The sequence below is a fragment of the Flavobacterium crocinum genome (assembly GCF_003122385.1).
Lineage (GTDB): Bacteria > Bacteroidota > Bacteroidia > Flavobacteriales > Flavobacteriaceae > Flavobacterium > Flavobacterium crocinum.
The window spans coordinates 1,305,825-1,325,138 of record NZ_CP029255.1 but is presented as its reverse complement, the minus strand read 5'-3'; the positions used below and the strand labels follow the sequence as shown (position 1 = coordinate 1,325,138).

13 protein-coding genes are annotated in these 19,314 nt (G+C 33.4%); 8 read left to right on the top strand and 5 right to left on the bottom strand.

Annotated elements, in window-relative coordinates:
• Nucleotides 1–63: 63 nt before the first annotated feature.
• From HYN56_RS06155 to HYN56_RS06135, 6 genes are all read left to right on the top strand, one after another.
• Entirely contained in the window at nt 64–963 is a 900-nt protein-coding gene (locus HYN56_RS06155) for a S66 peptidase family protein (RefSeq protein WP_109191373.1), read from the top strand.
• Nucleotides 964–1,108: 145 nt separating this feature from the next.
• Complete coding sequence (locus tag HYN56_RS06150; protein WP_109191372.1) at nt 1,109–1,480, top strand: YraN family protein; 372 nt, start codon at nt 1,109–1,111, stop codon at nt 1,478–1,480.
• Nucleotides 1,481–1,604: 124 nt separating this feature from the next.
• Complete coding sequence (locus HYN56_RS06145) at nt 1,605–2,261, top strand: hypothetical protein (RefSeq protein ID WP_008466087.1); 657 nt, start codon at nt 1,605–1,607, stop codon at nt 2,259–2,261.
• A gap of 632 nt (nt 2,262–2,893) precedes the next feature.
• On the top strand, nt 2,894–3,025 hold the full coding sequence (locus tag HYN56_RS25230) for a hypothetical protein (protein WP_262510128.1): 132 nt from the start codon (nt 2,894–2,896) through the stop codon (nt 3,023–3,025).
• A 30-nt stretch (nt 3,026–3,055) separates the two neighbouring features.
• Nucleotides 3,056–3,193 (top strand): sigma factor-like helix-turn-helix DNA-binding protein, encoded by a 138-nt coding sequence (locus HYN56_RS25290; protein ID WP_109191371.1) that lies wholly within the window; start codon nt 3,056–3,058, stop codon nt 3,191–3,193.
• A gap of 614 nt (nt 3,194–3,807) precedes the next feature.
• Nucleotides 3,808–4,464, top strand: coding sequence for a FecR domain-containing protein (locus HYN56_RS06135; RefSeq protein WP_109191370.1), 657 nt, complete (start codon nt 3,808–3,810; stop codon nt 4,462–4,464).
• A 73-nt stretch (nt 4,465–4,537) separates the two neighbouring features.
• On the opposite strand, the gene HYN56_RS06130 is transcribed toward HYN56_RS06135, so the two are convergent.
• The 3 genes from HYN56_RS06130 to HYN56_RS06120 all read right to left on the bottom strand — a co-directional run bounded on the left by HYN56_RS06130 (nt 4,538) and on the right by HYN56_RS06120 (nt 9,259).
• Nucleotides 4,538–5,092, bottom strand: a complete 555-nt coding sequence (locus HYN56_RS06130) for a DUF5683 domain-containing protein (protein WP_109191369.1) — start codon at nt 5,090–5,092, stop codon at nt 4,538–4,540.
• Nucleotides 5,093–5,274: 182 nt separating this feature from the next.
• Nucleotides 5,275–8,640 (bottom strand): transcription-repair coupling factor, encoded by a 3,366-nt coding sequence (gene mfd / locus HYN56_RS06125; RefSeq protein WP_109191368.1) that lies wholly within the window; start codon nt 8,638–8,640, stop codon nt 5,275–5,277.
• Nucleotides 8,633–9,259: a hypothetical protein gene (locus HYN56_RS06120; protein WP_109191367.1), complete on the bottom strand. Its 627-nt coding sequence runs from the start codon at nt 9,257–9,259 to the stop codon at nt 8,633–8,635. Before HYN56_RS06120 ends, mfd begins: the two co-directional genes overlap by 8 nt.
• 307 nt (nt 9,260–9,566) lie before the next feature.
• Here HYN56_RS06120 and HYN56_RS06115 point away from each other — a divergent pair, with 307 nt between their 5' ends.
• Entirely contained in the window at nt 9,567–10,505 is a 939-nt protein-coding gene (locus tag HYN56_RS06115) for an L-threonine 3-dehydrogenase (protein ID WP_109191366.1), read from the top strand.
• A 389-nt stretch (nt 10,506–10,894) separates the two neighbouring features.
• On the opposite strand, the gene HYN56_RS06110 is transcribed toward HYN56_RS06115, so the two are convergent.
• Nucleotides 10,895–12,775 (bottom strand): M1 family metallopeptidase, encoded by a 1,881-nt coding sequence (locus tag HYN56_RS06110; protein ID WP_109191365.1) that lies wholly within the window; start codon nt 12,773–12,775, stop codon nt 10,895–10,897.
• 64 nt (nt 12,776–12,839) lie between these two features.
• Nucleotides 12,840–14,477 (bottom strand): S8 family peptidase, encoded by a 1,638-nt coding sequence (locus tag HYN56_RS06105; protein WP_109191364.1) that lies wholly within the window; start codon nt 14,475–14,477, stop codon nt 12,840–12,842.
• A 304-nt stretch (nt 14,478–14,781) separates the two neighbouring features.
• On the opposite strand from HYN56_RS06105, the gene HYN56_RS06100 reads away from it, so the two are divergent.
• Nucleotides 14,782–19,314 carry a T9SS type A sorting domain-containing protein gene (locus HYN56_RS06100; protein ID WP_109191363.1) on the top strand — a complete coding sequence of 1,511 codons (4,533 nt, stop codon included), beginning with the start codon at nt 14,782–14,784 and terminating at the stop codon, nt 19,312–19,314.

Here is a 19,314-nt window from a genome sequence, read left to right as displayed (position 1 = left end):
CTTTATAAAGTCGCATTTCTTATTTTTGCTTTTCAGTCATTCACTTGTCAATCTCAACAAAACATGATAACACCACCCTATTTACAAAAAGGAGATACTGTAGCACTTTTAGCAACAGCCAGAAAAAATATCGACGATAACTTAAAACCAACTATAGATTTATTGCACAGCTGGGGTTTAGAAGCCGTAATTGGAAGCACAATTGGTTTAGATTATCATCAATTAGCAGGAACAGATGAACAAAGAGCTGCCGATTTTCAAAAACAAATGGACAATCCAAATATTAAAGCGATCTGGTGCGTTCGAGGAGGATATGGAACGGTTAGAATGTTAGATTTGCTGGATTTTACCAAATTCAAACAGCATCCAAAATGGATTATTGGTTTCAGCGACGTTACGGTTATGCACAACCATTTAAATACGATGGGCTACAAATCTATTCACGGAATTATGCCTGTAACAGTTCCAAGAGCAACTCCAGATGCTGTGAGTTCCTTAAAAGCAAGTTTGTTTGGCGAACCTATTTCGTATTCTATTAGTCCAACTCCTATGAATCGTTTGGGGCGTGCAACCGGAGAATTAGTAGGAGGTAATTTATCTATTTTATACAGTTTATTAGGTTCTCCTTCTGCGATTGACTGTAGAGATAAAATTTTATTTATCGAAGATTTGGATGAATATCTGTATCATATCGACCGTATGATGATGAATTTAAGACGAAATGGATGCATCGAAAACCTAAAAGGAATTATTATTGGAGGAATGACCAGTATGAAAGACAATGAAGTTCCTTGGGGTAAAAATGCACTGGAAATTATTGACGATGTAACCAAAAAATATAACATTCCGGTAATTTTCAATTTCCCGGCAGGACATATTAGAGACAACAGGGCTCTGGTTATGGGAAATATCGTTACAATGGAAGTAACTGCAACAGGAAGTACATTAACGTTTAAAAAATAGTTTTTAACATTTTTTTTTCTAAAAGGCTTAAATACCACATAAAAATCTCGCAGAGACGCAAAGCCGCAAAGTTTAACAACACTTTGCGGCTTTGCTTTTTTACATACAGAAAACCTGAAACCTGAAACTTGAAACAACAAAACCTATGGCAAAACACAATGAACTGGGAAAATTAGGAGAAGATCTTGCAGCAGCGTATCTTGAAGAAAATGGCTATTCGATTTTGGAGCGAAACTTTGTTATCCAGAAAGCCGAAATAGATATAATAGCTCAAAAAGATGCAGTTTTAGCAATTGTAGAAGTTAAAACACGTTCGAGTTTGGATTTTGGTTCTCCACAGGATTTTGTAAAGTCCAAAAAAATTCAATTACTTATTAAAGCAGTAAATGCCTACATAAACGATAGGGAAAAGGATTTTACTGAAGATTTAGAAGTCCGTTTTGACATCATTGCGATCCATAAAAATGGGGAATCATTTGCAATTGAACATCTTACCGACGCTTTTTATCACTTTTAACATAATTTTTTATTGTTATAATTGTAACAATTTGTTTTTTTTATTTATATTTGCAGAGATTTATAACATCGCAATGTTAAATTAACAACCAACCGAATACAAAAAAAAAAAAAAAAAAAAGATTATGAAAACTGTTTCTTCTATTGTAGAAAACTACATTAAAACAAAACCATTTTTATTAAATGCCCTCTCACTCGGAATTATCAACCTGACTTCACTTTCGCGAAATATTATGACCGAACTGGAAAGTGAGTTTGGCAAAGAAGTAAAACAAGGCGCTGTTGTAATGTCTTTAAAACGACTTACAGAAGAACTGGATTTTAAACTGAACCACAAAATCAATAAAGTAATCAAAAATATTGGCGAGATTACGGTTCGTTCTGAACTTACAGATTACACTTTTGCCGCTTCTGAAACTGTTCTAAACAAACAGGCAGATTTAATTTCTGATATTAATGCTTTATCTGATATTTTTTATACCTCATCCCGTGGTGTAAACGAAACCAATATCGTTGTCAGTAGTAGTGTTAATCACTTAGTTGAGAAACACTTTATGAGAGAAAAGCTAATTCAGAAACTAGATAATTTAGCTTCGATTACGGTAAAATTACCAAAAGAAAACATTGTAGTTCCTGGTATTTATTACTTCATTTTCCAGCGTTTGGCTTGGGAAGGAATTATTATTAATGAAGTAATTTCGACTTCAAACGAGTTTACAATTCTTGTTGGGGAAGATCAGGTTGATGTTGCTTTTAAAGTAATTAAAGACTTGAAAAACTAATTCAGAATACAAATTCGAATCATTTATTGATTCCTTTTCATATAATCCTTTTATCTTTTTCTAAGAGATAAAAGGATTTTTTTTGAGTAAAAAACAGTATCTACAACTCAAATTTCATTCTTCTCAGATAAGAATATTCTCAAAAGTCAAATTCTTAAATAAATTTTATTTCCGAAAAGCGTCAATATGACACTTACTTGTAAGAAAGCCACTTTGCACCACATTTTATATCTTTCTTTAAAAAACTAACAAAAAATCCGAATTAAGTTTTTTTGTATATAATTTGTTGCGAATAATATTTTTATATATTTGCGAAGAAGTCAGACATCAGACTTCGCATTTGATAGTTTAATACCACTGGAATTAAATAAACGCAAATTAAATTGTTAGAAGCGGCCAACCATAGTGAAAAATTATTGTAAGTGAACTCAGAAATGGAAACGAAAAAGCTTTTCGCCAACTTTTGATTTATACCACCAGGATATTTATGGTTCTTCTAAAATCAAAAGAGGCAGCAGAAGAGAATGTACAGAATGTTTTTATGAAAGTCCGGCTCAACCGCAAGTTTAAATATAGAACAGTCGTTTAAGGCTTATATTTTTACCATTGCCAGAAATCAGGCTTTTAATGTTTTGAACAAAGCCGCAAACGAAATTATATTGAAAGAAGCCGTTTTCTACGAAAGTCAGAAAACACATGAATACGGAGATTACGCCATTCGCGAAGCCGATTGCAAAAAACTCCAAAAACAGGCTATAAAATAACTCCCTCCTAAGCGACGGCAGATTTTTAAGATGTCACGGAAAAAAGGAATGAGCTATGAAGAAATAAGTAATGAACTCGGAATATCGATAAATACAGTCCGGAATCAAATGAGTAAAGCGCTCGAATCGATGCGCGGTTTTTTTCAACTTCACGATGAAATTATCTAACCAAAACCACAATAATGACCATTAAAATCACTCTTCGGAGTGATTTTTTTTTTGATTATAATTTGATTTTTTTTAGCCACAGATTAAAAAGATTAAATGGATTTCAATCTGTGGAAATTCTTTAATCTGTGACTATTTTTTTTTTACAATTGCAGGTTCGATTCCTGTTTTGTAAAAATGAAAAAACAGAATTGTAATTAAGTCCGTTTGCCCGCGAGAGGGATGGGAGCAAGCTACCGAAGTAGCGCGGACAGCCCGACAGCATTAGGGAAAGGGGCGAATAAAGACAAAGATAATTGGCCCCTTTCCCTAATGCTGTCTCGCCCAAAAAATCATTTTTATATTCAAGTTGAGGAATTTCTTGTGTAATCCTTCGTTTCTCAGGAGGGCAAAATTGCATTTAATTACTATTTCTCAAAGAAATACTATTTTTAAAAACACTAAAAATCAACATCATAAAACTTCTCAAATGCTAAAATTTAAAAATTTATAACGTTTGAGTAGTACTCCACTTCCATTCAACTGTATTATCTAAACACAGAACCTAAAAAACATTCTTTAATGAATTCAAATTCTGAAATAAAAACGCTTTTACAAAAGTTTATTCTCAATCAATGTACTGCCGTGAAAACAAATTGACAGACGATTTTCCGACTGTAGAAGAGGTGCAAAAACTTCTAAACGAAATGCCAAAAATGGAAGCTCAAAAAGCGGATTCTATTTTTGATAGTATTCTGTCCACTGCTAAAGAACAAGAAACTGTAATCGAACTGCAACCTAAGAAATCGAATCGCAGAAAGTACATTTCTATTGCTGCGTCATTTTTAGTACTGCTTGGTATTGGCTTTGCCTATAAACAAGTTTTCCTTAAACCAGCTGAAGTTCCTTTCGATTTTAAAAGCACTGATATTGTTTTACAAATGGAAGACGGAACGGTACAGATTATTTCTGAAAATGGTAAAGTTCAGGTTCAGGATAAAAATGGAAATGTCATAGGAAATCAAAACGGTGATAAATTGGTTTATGAAAAAGAAACCAATTCTGATAAATTAGTTTACAACACGCTTAAAATTCCGTACGGCAAAAAATTTCGTTTAGAATTATCTGACGGGACTATGGTTCATTTAAATTCCGGAACTACTTTGAAATATCCTGTAAAATTTATTGCTGGCGAAAATCGTCAGGTTTATTTGGATGGAGAAGCTTTTTTTGATGTAGCCAAAGACAAAAAGCATCCTCCTTTAGAATTAAAGGGATTGAAAAAATTATAAATTACTAAGTTATTCCGCTACGAATTCACGAATTATAATTTAAATCATTCGTGAATTCGTGGCGGAAAAAAACTTAAAACGAATAATTCAGAGCAAGTCCAAAATCATTCTTTAATGTGATATCGTTTTTGATAACAGCAGGTTTAAATGCCAGATTTTCATCCACATTAAATTGAGATAAGGCTGCATCAATATTCGCATCAATAATATTTAGGATATAAAAACCAACCATAAATAATGAAGACAAATCCCTATTTCTTTGATATCCTTTTTGAATTCTGAGTAATCGATTTTCGTCTAATTCAGCCAGACTTGGATTTTTACTTGGAAGGCCTTCCAGTCTGTTTTTGTATTCGTCCCGATACAAATGGTATTTCTTCTGATTGTCAATATACAAATACGTACTGGTACCAATTGCTCCGTAAACTAAAGGTACTTTCCAGTATTTCTTATTGTAAACCTGACCTAATCCTGGCAAAATTGCCGAATAAAAAGCCGCTTTCGACGGACGAAGAGGATCAATAGTTTCTGATTTTAAGGAATCATTTAAAACAATTTTTCCTTTTTCCTGAGCGAAGATTGTAGTTAATCCTAAAAATAAAAATAGAATAATGAGTTGATTCTGCATATAAAGTTGTCTTTGAAAATTTGAATCAAAGAAAACTTTTTAGTTCTAAGAATTTTCTTAAATAAAAGATAAAGAAAGCTTAATTTTTTTATTTTGTTTGCCACGAAATACACTAATTTCCACAAATTTTTTCCAAGCTTAAAATTATAATTAGTGCAAATTAGTGTAATTCGTGGCAACTTTTACTCCTCAAACAACTCCATCAACTCCAGAGCACGTTTTATTGACTTCACATTTTCAAAAGTCAATAACAAACGTAATCCGTTAACGGTTTGTTTTTCTTTCATTTTACAAAGTGAACTTTGCTTTTGAACGAAATTTAAAACGTTCCTAAATTTGATGGATTGGTAATAATCAGATTGTTGGTCTGAGACGAAATAACCAATCATTTTTCCTTGTTTCAGAACTAATTTTTCGATTCCCACTTTCGTAGCAATCCATTTTATTCTGATACTATTTAAAAGTGCAACTGCAGGTTTTGGCAACGGTCCGAAACGGTCTACCAATTTTCTTTCGAATTCTTTTAAACCTGCTTCGTCTTTTATTGTACTTAATTCGTTGTATAAAATCAAACGTTCTGAAACGTTATTGATATATTCATCCGGGAATAATAACTCAAAATCAGCATCAATCTGAATATCTTTTACATATTCTTTGGTATCGATATTATTTTCTTCCGGATATAAATCTTTGAATTCGTTTTCCTTCAATTCTTCAATCGCTTCATTCATGATTTTTTGGTAGGTATCAAAACCAATTTCATTAATGAAACCGCTTTGCTCTCCACCCAATAAATCTCCTGCACCGCGAATTTCAAGATCTTTCATTGCAATATTGAAACCGCTTCCCAATTCACTGAATTGTTCCAATGCCTGAATACGTTTTCTGGCGTCTTCAGTCATAGAGGAATATGGCGGACAAATGAAGTAACAGAATGCTTTTTTGTTGCTTCGCCCTACCCGACCACGCATTTGATGCAAATCTGATAATCCGAAATTATTGGCATTGTTGATGAAAATCGTGTTGGCGTTTGGAACGTCAAGTCCGCTTTCGATAATTGTGGTTGCTACTAAAACATCAAAATCTCCGTTCATAAAACCTAACATCAACTCCTCTAATTTGGCGCCGTCCATTTGTCCGTGACCAACTCCAACCCTTGCATTTGGAACCAAACGCTGAATCATTCCGGCAATTTCCTTGATATTTTCAATTCGGTTATTGATAAAGAAAACTTGTCCATTTCTTTGAATTTCATACGAAATCGCATCACGGATAATTTCTTCATTAAAACCAACCACATTGGTTTCAATTGGATAACGATTTGGCGGAGGCGTTGTAATTACAGATAAATCTCTTGCCGCCATTAATGAAAACTGAAGCGTTCTCGGAATTGGCGTTGCGGTTAATGTCAAGGTATCAACATTGGCTGCAATAGTTTTCAGTTTATCTTTTACGTTTACACCGAATTTTTGTTCCTCATCTACAATCAATAAACCTAAATCTTTGAAAACAACGTTTTTGTTTACCAACTGATGTGTACCAATTATAATATCGAGTTTTCCTTCTGCTAAATCTTTTAAAGTTTGTGTTTTTTGTTTTGCTGTCCTAAATCGGTTTAAGTAACCTATTGAAACAGGCATATCTTTCAAACGTTCCGAAAAAGTTCTAAAATGCTGATACGCCAAAATCGTAGTTGGAACTAAAACTGCTACTTGTTTACTATTATCAACGGCTTTGAAAGCAGCACGAATCGCAACTTCTGTTTTTCCGAAACCAACATCACCACAAACCAAACGGTCCATTGGGCGATCGCTTTCCATATCGGCTTTTACCTCTGCAGTCGATTTCATTTGGTCCGGCGTATCTTCGTAGATAAACGAACTTTCCAATTCGTTTTGAAGATAACTGTCAGGCGCAAACTGAAAACCTTTTTCTAAACGTCGCTTCGCATACAACTGAATCAAATTGAATGCAATATGTTTAACACGCGCTTTGGTTTTTTGTTTTAAAACCTTCCAGGCATTCGAACCTAATTTATAGATTTTTGGCGGCGCACCGTCTTTTCCGTTGTATTTGGATATTTTATGAAGCGAGTGAATGCTCACATACACAATATCATTATCAGCATAAACCAATTTAATGGCTTCCTGCGTTTTGCCCTCGACCTGAATTTTCTGCAATCCACCAAATTTCCCGATTCCGTGATCGATATGCGTTACGTAATCGCCCACAGAAAGTGCAGTCAATTCTTTAAGCGTAATATTCTGTTTTTTAGAATAACCGTTTTTGATATTGAATCTATGATAACGCTCAAAAATCTGATGATCAGTATAAGCCGTTATCTGATTTTCTTCGTCAATAAAACCTTGGTATAAAGGTAATACAACGGTATTGTATTGTTTACGGATATTCTCTGAATTGGCTTCGTCCAACGATTCAAAAATATCATGAAAACGTTTCGCCTGTGTTTCATTAGAACAGAACAAATAATTTTTATATCCGTTAAAATGATTATCGCTCAGATTGTTCAGCAGTAAATCAAATTGTTTATTGAAAGATGGCTGAGGCTGAATATGAAAATCGTATTTTTTTGTCGTTTTAAAAATGGGTTTTGAAGCCAGTTCTACAATCGAAAAATCCAAAGCTCGTTTAATAAACGCCGCCTGATTCAGGAATAATTGTTCCGGCGTTGCGTGTTTTATTTCTTTTGATAGTTTCTCAAAAGCTTCTTCTGCCCTAGCAAATTGTTTATCTAACTGACTGAAAAGCCCGTCTGTATTTTGGATAAAAAGAACTGTTTTTTCAGCAATATAATCTAAGAAACTTTCACGGTTTTCTTGAAATACCTTGTTTTCAACATTCGGAATAATGGTAATTTTTTTGTGCGTTTCGACAGATAACTGCGTTTCTACATCAAAGCTTCTGATGCTGTCTACTTCATTTCCAAAAAACTCAATTCGGTACGGATGATCGTTTGAAAAAGAAAAGACATCGACAATTCCACCACGAACCGAAAATTCCCCCGGTTCTGTGATAAAATCAACTCTTTTAAATTCGTATTCAAATAAAACTTCGTTGATAAAATCGATCGAAATTTTGTCATTTAAAGCTACCTTTAAAGTGTTTTTATCTAACTGCTGGCGTGTTACCACTTTCTCAAAAAGTGCTTCGGGATAGGTAACAATTACGGCTGGTTTTTTTCGGGAATTGATTCGGTTTAAAACCTCAGCACGAAGCAAAACATTCGCGTTGTCTGTTTCATCGACCTGATAAGGACGACGGAAGGATGCCGGATAAAACAAAACATCCTGCTCTCCGATCATTTGTTCCAAATCGTTCAGATAATAGGCTGCTTCTTCTTTATTGTCTAAAATAACTAAAAAAGGCAGTTCCGTTTTCTTAAAAACAGAACGGATTATAAACGAAACCGCAGATCCTAATAAACCATTAAGATTCATTTTGATCTGATTTCCTTCTAGTAAATTAGAGGCAATCTGCTGTGCTTTTGGCAGATTATCGTATATGGTATATAAGGCGTTTTTACTCAACTCTTGGTGCGTTTTGATCTGTTGGTTGTATTGGAACCTGAGGAGCACTCGAATTTGGAATCGCGCGCGTTGTGTCTAACATCCTAAGAAAATCCTCTTCTCCCTGTTCTTTTGGTATTTTGGCTTTTTCGACAATTTTATCCATTTGTCTTTCCAATGAAATCAGTTCTTTATTGATTTCCTGAATCAGAAAAACAACTTTATCATCTGGAATAGTGTTTAAATGAATAAACAAATCCAGCATTTTTATTTTAGTAATTAAAATTGAAATACGGCTTTTAATTTGAGGCTGATTGAACTGAGTTGGAATATTATTGTTCAAAGCCATTGCCTTTTTAGAAATAGCTGCCGATTTTTTCTGAAATGCGCCGATCGTTTTTCTAGGTTTGTCTCCTATTTCTTTTAAGAAATCGCGCCATTCTGCCCAGTTTTTTATATTCTCTTCCGAAACCTCATTGATGGGTTCATCTATAAAAGTCCAGCCCTTATTAATATTATTAAAGATTTTTTCTTTTTTCTTAGCTTCTTTTGCATTTTCAGCAAGACGCTTTTCATTCTCATTTTGACAAGATTGCAGTACAAAAATCAAAAGTAAAAACAGCGCTATTCTATATTTCATTTCATAAAATGTTAGGGTGCAAAGTTACAAAGTAAATTTACAATTACGAATTCTGTTTTTTGCTAAAGATTCTATAAATCATCGTTATTTTTTTGTCTTCAATTAGATGAAATATCAAGATTTTTTTCGTTTTATTCCGCTAAAAAATGCCCCATTTTGTAGAAAATAAAAAGACACAAAGACACACTCTTGTAAAGAGAATTATCCAACAAACAAACTTTTTAATTATCGAATCTATAATTTATGATTCTAAAAAGTGTTAGTAATTGCGAAAACGTTATATTTGTCTCTCTAAAAATCATCGAAAATGAATCCTAAAATATTGATCATTGGTGCCTGCGGTCAGATTGGAACAGAACTGACGCAAAAACTGCGTAAATTATACGGAACCGAAAATGTTATCGCTTCTGATATTCGAAAATTAAATACTGATGTTGTTAATTCAGGGCCTTTTGAAGTTGTCAATGCTTTAGATTTTAACCAGATTGAACATTTGGTAGAAGTACATCAAATTACCGATGTTTATTTGATGGCAGCTCTTTTATCGGCAACAGCCGAAAAAAATCCTGCTTTTGCCTGGGATTTAAATATGAATTCTCTTTTTCATGTTTTAAATTTAGCAAAAGCTAAAAAGATTCAGAAGATTTTCTGGCCATCCAGTATCGCTGTTTTTGGGCCAACAACTCCAAAAGAAAACACACCTCAATATACCGTAATGGAACCTTCTACTGTTTACGGCATTAGTAAACAAGCAGGAGAAAGATGGTGCGAATACTATCATAATATATACGGTGTAGATGTTCGCAGTATTCGTTATCCAGGGTTAATCAGCTGGTCGACTCCTCCAGGCGGTGGAACAACAGATTATGCTGTTGATATTTTTTATAAGGCTATTGCCGATAAAAAATACGAATGCTTTTTATCTTCTGAAACTAAAATGCCAATGATGTATATGGATGATGCAATCGATGCAACAATCAACATCATGAAAGCGCCGGTTGAAGAAATCAAAATACATTCTTCATACAATTTAGCTGCGATGAGTTTTACCCCAACTGAAATTGCTGCCGAAATCAAAAAACATATTCCAGAATTTGAAATCACTTACAATCCAGATTTCCGTCAAAAAATTGCGGACAGCTGGCCGGCTAGTATTGATGATTCTTCAGCAAGGGAAGACTGGGGGTGGAATCATAAATTTGATTTGGAATCGATGACCAAAGATATGATTGAGCATTTGAGTTAAATCAATAAAACCATTTAATTTTATAAAAAGATTGAATAGCGTCCAGCTTTAGCTGGATGTAAAATGAATTCAAGCAAAGGGCTTTAGCCAAAACTGTCGTGGTTTGGCTAAAGCCCTTTGCCTTTCAAATCTTCTTCCTCCAGCTAAAGCTGGAGGCAATTAATCTTCTACTAAAAAAGTAAACGTTTTTATAATAAATCTTTAAAAAAAGCCAATTGTTTGTATCTAGCCCCGATGGAGGCGGTATCCTTGCTGGCCCGACGTCGGGCAACAGCGAGATATAGCCGAGAGCGGGAACCATGTAAATTAAAATGCCTTTTGTGATGCTCCTGAAACTAAAAAATCCCGTTTAATTAATAAACGGGACTTTTTTTATTCTTGTTTAAAGATTACTTCACTTCAAAAACATTATTTGCTTGTTTTACATCAGCCATTAATCCGCTTGGATCGATAGTGATTTTTTTGATTGCTGTTTTGTTTTTATCAATTGTAAAATTATAGTTTTGCTGTGCCCAAGCCCAGTCTTCTAAAACAGTTCTTTTTTGATTCGGGTTTGGATTTGGTTTAATGAAATTCATCATTCTTAACGGAATGTAGAATGTTTCAGAAGTTCCGTCTGTATAATCCACTTTTAGGTCGATTGGCATTGGCATTCTTCCTATTCTTTCTAAAGAAATGGTTGTTTTTCCTGCATTGTCAGCAACGTCTTTAATACCATAATCAATTGTATTGGTTGTCTGTGCCCAATCTGTTAAATACCAGTCTAACTCAGCTCCGGAAACTCTTTCGGCTGTTCTTTTGATATCATTTGGAGTTGGATGTTTGAATTTGAAATCATTGAAATATCTTTTCAAAGTTGCATCTACATTTTCTTTTCCGATTACATATTCCAGTTGCGAAAGGAAAATACTTCCTTTTACATAAGACGAAATACTGTAAGGACGGTTTTCATCATAACGATCTCCGTGAGTAGTTTGTGGCTGCTCTTTACCAGAATTTACTAAATTGTAATAGGCATTGTAATTTCCTTTAAACGGATTTACTTCTTTTTTATCTCCTTTTAATTCGTTCAAAGCACTGTCTTCGATGTAAGTTGTAAAACCTTCATCCATCCAAGGGTGTTTTGATTCGTTTGAAGCTAAAATATGCTGGAACCAAGAGTGTCCTAATTCGTGTGTTGCAGTTCCCAGAATTCCCTCAAGAGTTCCGTTTCCTAACATTAAAGTACACATTGCATACTCCATTCCGCCATCACCACCTTGAATAAATGAGTATTGTTTGTACGGATATTGACCTACTCTATTGTTGTAATAATCCATAACTTTTACCATTAAAGGCTCAAGCTGTTTCCAGTTTTCAGCTACTTTTGGTGTGTTTTTGTAAAAGAAATGCAAATCGACATCGTTTGGTCCTTTTACGATATCATGCGCATAATCTTTGTCTGCTGCCCAGGTAAAATCGTGAACATTTGGTGCGATAAAATGCCAGGTAAGTGTTTTTGCTTTTTTAGGATAAACAACCGTTACACCAGCATCTTCATAGCCATGCCCAATTGCATTTTTATCTTGTAAATATCCTGAACCACCAATTGTATATTCTTTGTCGATTGTAATTTTTACGTCAAAATTACCCCAAACTCCGTGAAATTCTCTCGCAATATATGGATCTGCGTGCCATCCTTCGAAATCAAATTCGGCTAATTTTGGATACCATTGTGACATTGAAAGTTCGATTCCCTCAGAATTATTTCTTCCCGAACGACGAATCTGAACCGGAACTTGTCCGTCAAAATCTAAAGTGAAAGTAGTTTTAGAATTTGGTAAAATTGGTTTAGCCAAAGTCACTTCCAAGATAGTTCCAGAAACTCTCGTTTGAGCAACAGCACCATCTTGTTTGAAGTTTGCGATTTTTAAGAAACCAATTTCATTTGGCTTTAAAGTCTCTATTCTACTTTGTTTAATGTCTTTTCCGTTGGCGTCTTTTGTTTTATTCACCATTCTTCCGTCAGGATCTTTAATGAAATGAAGACGAGCGTCCATTTCACTTCCCGGCTGAAAAGCATTTGGATATAAATGATAGAATACTTTTTTCAGCGTATCAGGAGAATTGTTGGTGTAAACCAATTCTTGTTTCCCTTTGTACTGATAGTTTTTTACATCCATTGAAACCTCCATTTTATAATCGGCATGTTGCTGCCAATAGGAAGTACTTTGAGCAAAAGCTGCGTTTAAGCCAAAGCTTAGAAAAGAAAGTAAAATAATTTTTCGCATGTTTGTATGTAATAGAAAATGGAAGAGCGCGAACTCTTCCATTAAATTAATAGTGTATTTATGTTTATTTTTTAGACATTTTCTCTGCCATTAATAAAGCATTGTAAGCATTTACCATCTTTGCTGTTTTTGATGATTCTACAGAAGAAACCGCTGCTGGTTTTTCTCCCGGATTTTCACTTTTACCTAAAACAACTTTTGCAGGAAGTGCCACTCCGGAATCCATTAAAATCTTCTTAACCTGAGAAGCTTTTAATTTTGGATAGTAAGAACGAATCAAAGCTGCAACACCTGCCGCATTTGGAGACGCCATTGATGTTCCTTGTAAATATTTGTATTTGTTGTTTGGAACTGTTGCATAAATTTCTTCACCCGGAGCAAAAACGTCTACGTTGATTTTTCCAAAGTTTGAGAATCCTGCGATAACATTTTCTCCGTATTCTTTATTAATTGCACCAATTGTAATGACATTATCTGCAAACTCTTTTACGTTGTCTTCAGAGTCGTTTGGATAATTGATGTTTTTTGTTTCATCAATATTATATCCATCATTTCCTGCAGCATGAACAATTAAGACATCTTTTTTAGCTGCATATTTAATAGCATCGTAAACCCATTGTTTGTGCGGAGAAAAGCTTTTTCCGAAACTTCCGTTAATTACTTTTGCTCCATTATCTACTGCATAACGAATTGCCAAAGCAATGTCTTTATCATATTCGTCTCCGTCTGGCACCGCTCTAACCGTTAAAATCTCAACATTTGGTGAAGCTACTCCGTCTCCTCCTAAATTATTTCCTCTAATTTGAGCAATAATTCCGGCAACGTGAGTTCCGTGAAGCGCCTTTTCTTTGTCCGGACCAAAAACGATATTGTTTCCGTAATGATTATCTTTAATATCTTCCGGATTATCACCTACGATTTTTCTACCGTCAAACTCTTTATTTAAATTATAGTTTAACTGATCGTAAACCTGTTCTTTGTATTCTCCAAAATCAGCTTCCGGATCAAAAGTTGGCCCTGCATTAGTAAAAATCTGAGTCATTACAGCTTTACTTCTTGCTACTTTTGGATCTGTCGAAGTAATTTTACTTAAATCTTCTATTTTATAATCTGATTTATTTAATTCCTTTTTGATGGTATTGTGAACCTCTAATAAGAAATCTACTTGTTCTTTATCTTTTAAAGCTTCCTCATACTTTTCAGTATATTGTGCCAAAGCCTCTTTGTATTCTGCCGAACCATCATCACCTTTTTTAACGATACGGGTCATTTCCAGGTTTTCATTAACAGCATTTCCAAGGAAATTCCATCCATGAACATCATCGATAAAACCATTTTTATCGTCGTCAATTCCGTTTCCTGGAATTTCTTTAGTATTCGTCCAGATCATTCCCTGAAGATCTTCGTGTTCGATGTCTACACCAGAATCTACAATACCTACAATCACTTTCTGCCCTTTTTTACCTTGCAGTAATTCAGTTAAGGCTCTGTCAACACTCATTCCCGGAATAGAATCTTTTACTAAATCTAAATGACTCCATCTTTTTAATTCATTTTCACTAACTGGTGCTTTTTTTACCACTGCCAAAGGAGCAACAACTGGTTGTTTTGGCGCTGATTTTTGTGCCTGCATACTTGCACTGCAACCTGCTAAAACAAGTAATGCAAAAGCAGATAATTTAAGAGGTTTTATATGACTCATGTATCTATAAATAATTGTAAAGTTAAAAGATGGGTCTAAATTATGCTTTTTTGTTACAAAAAGCTAACCATTAACAATGTGTTATGAAATTTTGGTGAAAATATAGTCCAATAATTACAAATACAAACAACTTATTTATAGAACGTTATACTAATATTATGATCATCATAAAAACCCCTCAAAAGTGTCTATATAATTAATTAAATGTATGAAAAACAACAAATAACACGTCATTACGTCTTCCCGTAAGGAATCTTCATGTTAATAGCTTAAAATTGCGACGACCTAATTCTAAACTTATTCTATGAAAACAAAACTACTCTTGTTGCTGTTACTGGCAAATTTTTCTATTTATGCACAAACCAACTTAGTTCCGAATGGAGATTTCGAAACCTGGTCTGTGTCATCTAAACCAGATAATTGGTTTCAGTATTTTAGTGGTTACATCTCTAAAAGCACTGTTGCTCAAAATGGTACATCAAGCATTAACATGATGGTTGCCAGCGGAACATTTAACTTTATTAATACGGACTATTTTCCTGTAACGGCTGGTAAAACGTACAGAGTTACACTGTATCATAAACTTGCAAAAGGTACTTTTTCTTCTATCGATGTTAGTTTATACCATAAACCAGGAACGTTTAAAACAGAAATAATTAAAAACTCAGATTTCACTTTTTCTGCTACAGAATGGAGAAAAATTGAATTTCAATATACGGCAACTGTGTCTGAAAATATTGAAGTTGACATTTATACTTATGGAAGTCTTAATTCTGAAATTTTGGTTGATAATGTTTCTATGGTTGATGTTAACGAAGAACAATATACTATAATTCCAGATCGAGAGTTCGAAAGCTATTTAAATTATATTGGAGCTGATAAAGATGGGGTAAATGGAAAAGTACTTACACGCAACATTTCGTCAATAAAAACTTTAGACGTTTCATACTATACATGGAATATCAAAGATTTAACTGGAATTGAAGATTTTACCGCTCTTGAAAGTTTAGTTTTTAGAGGAAATACAGGTAAAATTTCTACTTTGAATGTTTCTAAAAATTTAAAACTAAAAAACTTAGACGTTAGCTCAAATGCATTAACGGCTTTAGACGTTTCTAATAATCTTGAGCTGGAGAATTTAAATTTTGGAACCAACAAATTAACAACGCTGGATGTTTCTAAAAACACTAAACTAAAAACGCTAAAATTTGAGTCTAATCAATTAACTTCTATTACTATCTCAAACAACAAAGAGCTTGTTGATTTTAATTGTTACAATAATAAAATTACCAGTTTAGATTTAACTCAAAATCCACTTCTTACAGATTTAAACTTTGCTTATAACGCAATTACATCAATAGATTTATCTAAAAACACACTTTTAAAGAATTTAAGCTGTCAGGGTTCTAAACTGACCGAATTAAATATTTCTAAAAATACTTTATTAGAACTTGTTAGAGCATACACTAATAGTTTAACGACTTTAGACGTTACTAATCAGCCAAATTTAAAGACGCTAGAATGTTATGAAAACAAATTAACCAGTTTAGATTTATCAAAAAATACTTTACTAACCGGGCTAGCCTGTTCTAGAAATGAGCTAAAAGAGCTAAATCTTTCTAATAACAAGGAACTTGTTGCTTTGGATTGTCTTTTAAATAAAATTACAACTATAGATGTAACACAAAACACAAAATTAACCAGATTGGCTGTTCACAATAATTCTTTAACCAAACTGGATGTAACCAAAAACTTATTGCTTGAACAGTTAACGATTGATTCTAATCAAATAACAGAAATTGATCTTAGCAGCAACACAAAGCTTCAGTTATTCTCTTCTAGAGATGTTCCTTTAAAAAGCCTTGATCTTTCTAAAAACACTGCATTAACTTCTTTATATTTTGGAGGAAGTAGAATTGAGAGCTTAGACTTGTCTAAAAATACAAAATTGACATATGCCAGCATTACATCCAACAAGCTGCTTTATGATCTTAATCTTAAAAATGGCAACAATGCTGCTTTGGACGTCTCTTTACTAAAAAATTTAAGTCTGACTTGTATTTCTGTTGACAATAAAGCTAATGCAGATCAAAAATGGAGTACTAAAAAAGATGAATGGGCCAACTTTTCTGTAGACTGCAGGCCATTTACACTTATTCCTGATTCAAAATTTGAAGATCAATTAATTGCTTTAAAAATTGATATTGATGGTAAAAATGGTCAGGTATTAACCGCAAGCATTGCCCAGATTAAAACTCTTGATGTTTCCGGAAGTGGCATTTCTGACTTAACCGGAATCCAGGACTTTACTAGTTTAGAAACATTAAACTGTAAAGACAATCAGCTATTATTTCTAGACTTATCTAAAAATACTTCTCTAACTTCTTTGAATGCTTCAAACAATAAGCTTGTTAGTTTAGATTTGAAAAATGGCAAAAACACTTTGCTTAACAAAACGACTTCTTCGTTTCTGAACAATACTACTTTAAAATGTATTCAGGTAGATGATGAAAACTATGCCAACATAAACTGGTCTGCTTTAAAAGATTCTACAGCAAATTACAATACACTTTGCAATACTTTTGTTACAATTCCTGACTCTAATTTCGAAAACAAGCTAATTGCTTTAGGAATTGATACTGATGGAAAAAATGGTAAAGTATTAACTTCCAGCGTTTCATCAATTACAACTTTGGATGTATCTTCAAGTTCTATCTCAAACCTTGCCGGAATCGAAGGATTTGTTTCTTTAAAACAATTGAATATTTCTTCGAATAATTTAAAAATGATTGATTTGACAAAAAATGTTTCAATCACAACATTAAATGCCAAATCAAATCAATTATTAAATTTAGATCTTTCAAAAAATACTGCATTAACAGAAGTTGATTGTTCTTCAAATAATTTATTCAGCTTAAACCTGAAAAACGGAAACAATTCGAAAATGCAAAATAGTACTGCAGGAAACTTTAAAAGCAATCCAAATTTAACTTGTATCCAGGTTGACAACAAGGATTTTGCTGATACTAATTGGGCAAATGCAAAGGAAATTAATGCTTCTTACTCAACAGTTTGTGATGCAAATAGTTTTACATTAATCCCCGATGCCAATTTTGAGACTAAATTAATTGCTCTTGGTATCGATAAAGATGGTGTTAATGGAGCTGTCTTAACGTCTAGTATTTCTTCTGTAAAAGAATTAATTCTAACAGAAGCTACAAACATACAAACCACTCCAATAAAAGATTTAACAGGAATACAAGACTTTAAAGCACTTGAAAAACTATATGTCGGATATAATTATTTGACGATATTAGATCTTTCTAAAAACACTGCTTTGACAGATGTAAATTGCGCAGGTAATCGTCTACTTAAAGTTGATATTTCTAAAAATACTTTATTGACAAAATTCGATTGCGGATATAATGATGTATTGCCTCAAATAGATTTTTCTAAAAATCCAGAGCTTAATACTGTCAACTGTCAAGGCAATAGATTGACCTCTTTAGATTTTTCTAAAAATCCGAAACTTTTCTATTTATATGCTGACAGCAATAGACTTACCAGTATAAATCTGACAGCAAATCCAAATTTAAACTATTTAAATTTTGCCAATAACGCAATGGAAAGCATAGACTTGTCAAACAACAAATATATAAATTACCTTTTCTGCGGGAATAACCGACTAAAAACTTTGGATATTTCTAAAGTAACTTCTGTAATACAATTTGGATGCGACAACAATCTATTAACAACTCTAAATGTGTCTGCAAATACAAACTTATCACAGTTTTCATGCAGTAAAAATCAATTGACTACTTTAGATTTATCTAACAATACCAATTTATGGACATTATATTGCCCTGAGAATAAATTGACGTCTTTAAATCTTGCAAAAAACAAAAAACTTGCAGCTGTAAATTGCAGCTCAAATAATTTAGTATCACTAAATATTAAAAACGGCAATAATACTGCTTTTAGCCAGTATTACGAAAGTGACTATTACTTAAACTTTATAAACAATCCAAATTTAACTTGTATACAGGTTGATGATGCAACCGTTGCCAATACAAAAATGGTTAACAAAAAAGATGCTACGGCTTCTTATAATACTAATTGTGGTATTGCTCTTGTGTTGCCAAATGACAATTTTACTGTTGAAACAAAAGGTGAATCTTGTCAGGGCGAAAACAATGGAGAAATTAACATTACAGCAAAAGGATCTTATGCTTATGTAGCAACTATGGGTGGAAAAACATATTCATTCATCAATAACAGCCTAAAAATAGCAAGTTTAGCTCCTGGTACTTATACGATCTCTGTTACCATTTCTGAAGAAAACTTTGAACAGAATTTCAATTTTACAATTCAAAAAGCTGCAACTACGACAGGAAAATCTAATCTAAGCGCTAAAACAGTAAATGTTGAAATTACTGAAGGAACTGCTCCTTTTACAGTATTTGTTAATGGTACAGAACAATTCCAGACAACAGATACAAATTTCACAGTTGCTTTAGATAAAGCCGGATTAGTTGAAGTTGCTACCGCAAAAGCTTGCGAAGGTATATTTGCCAAAAATGTAACTTCTTCTGAATTAGGAACAATGCTTTCGGCTTATCCAAACCCTACTTCTGGCAGTATCGAAATCGAAATTCCAAGTACAAAAACTGAAGTTGCAATTGAGCTGTACAATTTTGGAGGCCAATTGGTTTCTCACGGAACTTATAATATTGAAAGTGGAAGAGCAATTTTAAATCTTGAAAAATTACCATCAGGAATTTATGCTGTTAAAATCAATTTAGAAACTCCGGAATACATTAAAATCATAAAAAAATAA